We start from the raw sequence: 6,678 nt of genomic DNA on the forward strand, positions 1-6,678 counted from the left end.
TCTCGCCCCACACCAAGACGCGCTGCCGGAGATCGTCGACCGCGTCGAGGACGTCGGATTCGGGGGCGCGGTCACCGATCAGCGACAGCAGCTTCGCCGTCGGCACCGGTTCCGCGTCGGCCTGCAGCACCAGTAGTGCGTCGAGCACCGCCAGCCGCAGGAAGTCGAGGTCGTCGGTGGCAGCCTTGATCGACTGGCGGGCCTGGGCTCGTGCTGCCAGTGCGGCGATGCTGCCGGGCGGGGGCTGGGCGAGGTCCGGCCGTGATTCCAGCAGTCGGATCAGGCGCTCATCGGATAACTCGGCCAGCCACGACCCCAGCGGGATATCCGGGGTGTTGTCGGTCATCGCTGACCAGCGTAAAGCAGGCCGTGGGTGGCGAGCAGATCGCGAAGCGGCGGCAGCGCAGCGACGCGAACCTACGGTCTTGCGCCACGCGCTCTCGGGTCACCTGTCAGAATGGATCTCGTGGCTGACACTGAGGGCAAAGCGCGCAAAACCAAGTACGTGGACAACGGCTGGCCGACGACGGACCCCGACGACCACGCGGTCAGTGAACTCGTGACCGACCGGACGGGCGCGCTGTCGCCCTTCGGCGAACTGGCGTTCCCGCTGCCCTCCACCGAGCTGCCCTACCTGCACCCGGTCACCGTCGTCAATCGGTAGGTCACCCATGGCTAGGGCCTCTGAGGCCTCGAAAGCCTCGGCGACCTGGGCGTCGGGAGAATCCGGCCCGGGCGCGCTGTCGCACGTGGACGACCAGGGGGCGGCGCACATGGTCGACGTCAGCGAGAAGGTGGCCACCAAGCGGACTGCTGTCGCCGCGGGTGCCCTGCGCACGTCGGCGCACGTGGTGGCCCTGATCTCCACCGGCGGCCTGCCCAAGGGCGACGCGCTGGCCACCGCGCGGGTGGCGGGTATTCAGGCGGCAAAGCGCACCAGTGACCTCATCCCGCTCTGCCATCAGCTCGCGCTCACCGGGGTCGACATCGACTTCGCCGTAGCGGGGTCGGACATCGAGATCACCGCGACGGTGCGAAGCACCGACCGCACCGGGGTGGAGATGGAAGCGCTGACCGCCGTCGGGGTCGCGGCCCTGACGCTCTACGACATGATCAAAGCGGTCGACCCGGCCGCGCGGATCGACGACATTCGAGTCCTGCGCAAGGAAGGCGGCAAAACCGGAATGTGGACGCGGTCATGAGCACCCGATCGGCCCGTGTCATCATCGCCTCGACCCGGGCGTCAGTCGGACAATACGAGGACCGATGCGGGCCAATCATCGCCGAATGGCTGACGCAGCGGGGCTTTTCGCCCGGGCAGCCGGAGGTGGTCGCCGACGGCCCGCCCGTCGGTGACGCGTTGCGCAAGGCGATCGATGACGACGTCGACGTCATCCTGACCTCCGGTGGCACCGGCATCTCACCCAGTGACAGCACGCCGGACCAGACCGTGGCCGTGATCGACTACCTGATTCCCGGCCTGGCAGAGGCGATCCGCCGGTCGGGCCTGCCGAAGGTGCCGACGTCGGTGTTGTCGCGCAGTGTGTGCGGTGTGGCCGGGCGGACGCTGATCGTCAACCTGCCGGGTTCACCCGGTGGGGTGCGCGACGGGCTCGGGGTGCTCGCCGATGTGCTCGACCACGCGCTCGATCAACTCGCGGGTAAAGACCACCAGCGATGACGCTCGTCGTGCGCGCAGCTGTGACCGAGCACCCGATTCTGCTGGCCGAGCATGAAGAACTGGTGGGCCATCAGTCGGCCGGGGCCGTCGTCGGATTCGTCGGCATGATCCGCGACCACGACGTCGGGCGCCGGGTGGTGCGGCTCGAATACTCCGCGCACCCCTCGGCGACCCAGGTCATGGCCGATGTGGTGGCCGAGGTGGCGGCGCAATCCGACGGCGTACGCGCCGTCGCCGCCAGCCACCGCATCGGTGTGCTGCACATCGGTGAGGCGGCGTTGGTGGCGGCCGTCGCCGCCGACCATCGGCACGCGGCATTCACCACCTGCGCACACCTGGTGGACACCATCAAGGCGCGGCTACCGGTGTGGAAGCACCAGTTCTTCGGCGACGGCACCGAGGAGTGGGTGGGCTCGGCCTGACGCCGTCGCAGCCTCAGCCCCGGGTTGGTGCGCCGTGCCCGACACGCCCCGAGCAGGAGGGTTTTCGGGGCGTGCGGGGAATCTGCTGGCGTCAGCGATTCAGGCGCTGAACGACGGCTGCGCCAGGGCGTCCAGCGCGTCGTTTCCCTGAACGTCCTGTGCCCGGATCGCTTCCCAGAGTTGCTGGGTGTAGTCGGCGTCGGAAGCAAGCTCGGGCATGCCGATCGGTACGAATCCGTGGAAGTCCGAGTCCGCGCCTGGCGCGTCCGCGGGGGGCGCGGGCGGGAGATCGGCCGGGGGTGCGGCGTCCGCGGGGGGTGCGGGTGGCAGATCGGCCGGAGGCGCCGACAGGTCGGCTGGCGGAGCGTCCGGCGGTGCCGGACGGTCAAAGGAGGCCAGTTGTACCGGGGCGGGCGGCGGAGCGTCCTGCGCGGGCGGGGCCAGGGGCGCCGGTGCGCCGTTGACGCCGGGCGCGTCCAGCGGTGCGTCCAGGCCGGCCGGGACGGGCGTCTCGCGCGGGCTGGGACCCGACAGCGGGCTACCGCAGACGGGCCAAGCGCCGCGACCCTGGGTCGCCAACACCCGCTCGGCGACGGCGATCTGCTGTTCCTTGGAGGCAAGTTCGGCCGCCGGGGCGTATTCGCCGCCGCCGTGTGAGGCCCAGGTGCTGGCGCTGAATTGCACACCGCCGTGGTAGCCGTTGCCGGTGTTGATGCCCCAGTTGCCGCCGGACTCGCAACGGGCTACCTGATCCCATTCGCCGTCGGTGGCCGCGACCGCCTGGCCGGCCAGGGCGATGCTGCCGCCACCAAGCACTGCGCCGGTAAAGGCGATCTTGGCGACGCTGACGGTGGATGCGGTGGGCTTACGGTGACGTCCGCTCATACGCGCCGGTGTATTCCTCTCTCGTCACGCGCCTGCGAGGTCAGCTGTCGGGTTCGGGTTGGAGAGGCCACCCGGCCGACGTGGTCTTCGAAGCGACGACGCCGGCTTCACCCCTAGGAGCCGCGAGCGGCCCCAGTCCGATCACGGTGGACCGGTGGGTCCCCCGTCTCCATCCATGAGTTGGTTGCCCCCGCCTATTGGATGGAGCTCGGCGCGATAGGGAGGGGAGGTCCGCCAATCGGGATGGCTGGCGAGCCTTCGGAGACGGTAACGGTTTCCGTTGGTCTCGTCACGTCTTGCGCATGCTGGCGTTTCGCTCTCGGCCAGCTGCGAAAACCGCAGCAAGACACGGTGTTTGCGCAGGTCATAACGCTCGAGATCGCAGCGTGACCGCGTCGTTATCGTTCCGTTACGTGAGATATTTCACAGTTTCAGCCGCCGGAAAATGGTGGCAGAACGTCGATGGTGTCACCGGGTCGCAACGCCGTGGTCTCGTCACGGACGACGACGCCGTCGCACAGGTAGGAGCATCGGCTCAGCACGCTGGCAAGGCTGGATCCTCGAACGGCGAGCCGCTCGACCAGCTCGGACACCGTGGTGCCGGGGCGCACCACCAGCGTCTCCGCCTCGACACCCGCCGCCGCGTGGGCGGCCGCGAAGTAGCGCACGGTCACCTGGATTCCCGTTGTTTGGGCGGGGGTCGGACCCATGTTGCTAGCCACCGATCGCACTCATCGGCCGGTCGGGCTGGACGAAGTTCGGGTCGTTGATGCCGTGACCGGCGGGCTTGCCCCACATCGCGGTACGCCACGCCGCCTCGATCGCCTCGTCGGGCGCGCCGTTGCGCAGTAGCCCCCGAAGGTCCGTTTCCTCTTTCGCGAACAGGCAGCTGCGGATCTGGCCGTCGGCCGTCAATCGGGTGCGGTCACACGTCGAGCAAAACGCGTGCGAGACCGATGCGATGACACCGACCTTGCCGCCCGGCGTGTCGGCGCTCTCATCGACCAGCCAGAGCTCGGCGGGAGCGGAACCGCGCGGCGCCGGGTCGGGCCGCAGCCCGAAGTGCGGGCGGAGCGCCGCCAGCACGTCGTCGGCGGTCAGCGTCTCATCGCGGCGCCATTGGTGCCCGGCGTCCAGCGGCATCTGCTCGATGACGCGCAACTGATAGCTGCGCTCGAGGCAGAACCGCAACAGCTGCACCACGTCCTCGCGTCCGGTCGCGGGATCGAGCACGGCGTTCACCTTCACCGGCGCCAAGCCGGCCTCGTGGGCGGCGGCCAGGCCGGCCAGCACGTCGTCGAGCCGGTCGCGGCGCGTGATGGCCGCGAAATGCTCCCGGTCCACGCTGTCCAGCGAGATGTTGACCCGGTCTAGGCCCGCCTGGGCGAGCCCGGCGGCGCGCCGCGCCAGCCCGACACCGTTGGTCGTCAGGGAAATTTCGGGGCGGGGCGCCAGGGCGGCCGCCGCGGCGACCACCTCCTCGAGGTGGCGCGCCAGCAACGGCTCACCGCCGGTGAACCGCACGCTGGTGACCCCCAACCGGGTGACCGCGATGTGCATCAGCCTGGTCAACTCGTCGGCAGTCAGCAGTTGCTCGCCCGGCAGCCAGTCCAGGCCCTCGGCCGGCATGCAGTAGGTGCACCGCAGGTTGCAGCGGTCGGTCAGCGAGATCCGTAGATCGGTGGCGATCCGCCCGTAGGTATCCACCAGCGGGCCGGCGGACGGCGCCTTTCCGGGAACGACGCGGTCGCCGGCGGGGCGATCAGGGCGGCTCCGCACCGTCGGGAAATTTAAGGCTGTCAGAGTCATGCGGCCACCGGCGGCGCGTGGTGAATCGGCCAGTCGGCGGGAACGATCTCCTTGCCCAGCGGCATCAGAGACACCGGAATCAGTTTGAGATTGGCCAGCGCCAGTGGGATGCCGACGATCGTCAGCGCCATCGTCACCGCGCTGACCAGATGGCCGACGGCCAGCCACACTCCGAACAGCACCACCCAGATGATGTTTCCGATCAGGGCGCCGGACCCTGCGGTCGGCTTGTCGACGATCGTGCGGCCGAACGGCCACAGCGCGTAGGAGGCGATGCGCAGCGACGCGAAGCCGAACGGGATGGTGATGATCAGCAGAAAGCTGACGAGGGCCGCAACGAGGTATCCGGCGGCCATCCAGAGGCCGCCGAACAGAAGCCAGATGATATTAAGGATCAGGCGCATGTCTCCTCCGCGGGTTGATACCAAGCTTACCGAGTGACAAATAGCGGGGGTGCTCGTCAGGCACGCATCCGAGTAGGATCAGACTCTTAATACGGCGTCCTGCGCAGGCGGGACGCTTATTGTGTTGCCTTTTGCTATTGATCCGTTAGACAAGCAGGTGAGACCAGTGCCGACCGGCAAGGTTAAGTGGTACGACGCTGACAAGGGCTTCGGCTTCCTGTCGCAAGAGGACGGCGAAGACGTCTACGTCCGCTCGTCGGCGCTGCCCGCCGGGATCGACGGGCTCAAGGCGGGCCAGCGGGTGGAATTCGGTATCGCCTCCGGGCGGCGCGGGCCGCAAGCGTTGAGCCTCAAGCTGATTGAGCCGCCGCCCAGCCTGACCAAGGCGCGGCGCGAGGTGCCTGCCGAACACAAGCACAACCCCGACGAGCTGCACGGCATGGTCGAGGACATGATCACGCTGCTGGAAAGCACCGTGCAGCCCGAGTTGCGCAAGGGGCGCTACCCGGACCGCAAGACCGCGCGTCGGGTATCCGAGGTCGTCAAGGCTGTGGCGCGGGAGCTCGACGGCTAACGCGGGGAACACAGCCAATTTGCAGGCGACGGCTCGGTGACGAGCCGCAGATGGGGTACTCACCCCTCACGGTCGTCTAGCAAGGAGGCTGCGATGGCACAGCAAGCCCAGGTCACCGAGGAACAGGCGAGAGCGCTCGCCGAGGAGTCTCGCGAAACCGGTTGGGAAAAACCGTCCTTCGCGAAAGAACTATTTCTCGGCCGCTTTCCGCTGGAGCTGATACACCCGTTCCCCACACCCACTGAAGCCGACGCGGCCCGTACGCGCGCGTTTCTCGACAGCGTGCGCGGATTTCTGGACACCGTTGACGGCAGCGTCATCGAACGCGATGCACAAATTCCCGACGAATACGTGAAGGGTTTGGCCGATTTGGGCTGCTTCGGCATGAAGATCCCCTCCGAATACGGTGGCCTGGGCATGTCGCAAGTCGCCTACAACCGGGCTCTGATGATGGTGACGAGCGTTCATCCCAGTCTTGGTGCGCTGCTGTCGGCCCACCAATCCATCGGGGTGCCCGAGCCGCTCAAACTCGCCGGAACTCCGGAGCAGAAACAGAAGTTCTTGCCGCGGTGCGCTGCCGGGGCCATATCGGCGTTCTTACTCACCGAACCCGACGTGGGCTCCGATCCCGCCCGACTGGCGTCGACGGCGAACCCCATCGACGACGGGCGGGCCTACGAACTTGACGGCGTGAAGTTGTGGACCACCAACGGGGTGGTGGCCGAACTGCTGGTGATCATGGCTCGGGTGCCCAAGAGCGAAGGGCACCGCGGCGGCATCAGTGCCTTCGTCGTCGAGGCCGACTCACCCGGAATCACCGTGGAGCGACGCAACCAATTCATGGGCCTGCGCGGCATCGAAAACGGCGTGACCAGACTGCATCGCGTTCGGGTCCCGCGCGAA

The 6,678-nt window shown here is 68.1% G+C and carries 10 protein-coding genes, 1 pseudogene and 1 riboswitch; of the genes and pseudogenes, 6 read left to right on the forward strand and 5 right to left on the reverse strand.

Annotated elements, in window-relative coordinates:
• Nucleotides 1-346 (reverse strand): annotated as a pseudogene (locus Q0W90_RS21930) (DNA-binding protein); the annotation flags it as partial.
• A gap of 120 nt (nt 347-466) precedes the next feature.
• Between Q0W90_RS21930 and Q0W90_RS21935 the strand changes: the two are divergent.
• The 4 genes from Q0W90_RS21935 to Q0W90_RS21950 are packed head-to-tail and all read left to right on the forward strand — an operon-like array spanning nt 467 to nt 2,103.
• Nucleotides 467-664, forward strand: a complete 198-nt coding sequence (locus tag Q0W90_RS21935) for a hypothetical protein (RefSeq protein WP_297776575.1) — start codon at nt 467-469, stop codon at nt 662-664.
• Between the two features lie 7 nt (nt 665-671).
• Nucleotides 672-1,202: a cyclic pyranopterin monophosphate synthase MoaC gene (gene moaC, locus Q0W90_RS21940; protein WP_297597660.1), complete on the forward strand. Its 531-nt coding sequence runs from the start codon at nt 672-674 to the stop codon at nt 1,200-1,202.
• Nucleotides 1,199-1,681 carry a MogA/MoaB family molybdenum cofactor biosynthesis protein gene (locus Q0W90_RS21945; protein ID WP_297776577.1) on the forward strand — a complete coding sequence of 161 codons (483 nt, stop codon included), beginning with the start codon at nt 1,199-1,201 and terminating at the stop codon, nt 1,679-1,681. Before moaC ends, Q0W90_RS21945 begins: the two co-directional genes overlap by 4 nt.
• Nucleotides 1,678-2,103: a molybdenum cofactor biosynthesis protein MoaE gene (locus Q0W90_RS21950; protein ID WP_297597657.1), complete on the forward strand. Its 426-nt coding sequence runs from the start codon at nt 1,678-1,680 to the stop codon at nt 2,101-2,103. The genes Q0W90_RS21945 and Q0W90_RS21950 overlap by 4 nt, the downstream gene beginning before the upstream one ends.
• A gap of 99 nt (nt 2,104-2,202) precedes the next feature.
• Here Q0W90_RS21950 and Q0W90_RS21955 read toward each other — a convergent pair whose 3' ends face one another.
• The 4 genes from Q0W90_RS21955 to Q0W90_RS21970 form a co-directional block, all read right to left on the reverse strand.
• Nucleotides 2,203-2,988: a transglycosylase family protein gene (locus Q0W90_RS21955; protein WP_297776580.1), complete on the reverse strand. Its 786-nt coding sequence runs from the start codon at nt 2,986-2,988 to the stop codon at nt 2,203-2,205.
• A 13-nt stretch (nt 2,989-3,001) separates the two neighbouring features.
• Nucleotides 3,002-3,212, reverse strand: a riboswitch (cyclic di-AMP (ydaO/yuaA leader).
• 207 nt (nt 3,213-3,419) lie between these two features.
• Nucleotides 3,420-3,698 (reverse strand): MoaD/ThiS family protein, encoded by a 279-nt coding sequence (locus Q0W90_RS21960; RefSeq protein WP_297597692.1) that lies wholly within the window; start codon nt 3,696-3,698, stop codon nt 3,420-3,422.
• A 4-nt stretch (nt 3,699-3,702) separates the two neighbouring features.
• A complete protein-coding gene (moaA, locus tag Q0W90_RS21965) occupies nt 3,703-4,797 on the reverse strand; it encodes a GTP 3',8-cyclase MoaA (RefSeq protein WP_297776583.1) in 1,095 nt (364 codons plus the stop codon).
• Nucleotides 4,794-5,201, reverse strand: coding sequence for a YccF domain-containing protein (locus Q0W90_RS21970; protein WP_297701055.1), 408 nt, complete (start codon nt 5,199-5,201; stop codon nt 4,794-4,796). The genes moaA and Q0W90_RS21970 overlap by 4 nt, the downstream gene beginning before the upstream one ends.
• Before the next feature lie 166 nt (nt 5,202-5,367).
• On the opposite strand from Q0W90_RS21970, the gene Q0W90_RS21975 reads away from it, so the two are divergent.
• Both Q0W90_RS21975 and Q0W90_RS21980 read left to right on the forward strand, forming a co-directional pair.
• Nucleotides 5,368-5,775, forward strand: a complete 408-nt coding sequence (locus Q0W90_RS21975) for a cold-shock protein (protein ID WP_297776585.1) — start codon at nt 5,368-5,370, stop codon at nt 5,773-5,775.
• 93 nt (nt 5,776-5,868) lie between these two features.
• Nucleotides 5,869-6,678 (forward strand): acyl-CoA dehydrogenase family protein (locus Q0W90_RS21980; RefSeq protein WP_297776588.1); only part of this gene is annotated, 810 nt, incomplete at its 3' end.

Source organism: Mycobacterium sp. (assembly GCF_025933915.1).
Classification (GTDB): domain Bacteria; phylum Actinomycetota; class Actinomycetes; order Mycobacteriales; family Mycobacteriaceae; genus Mycobacterium.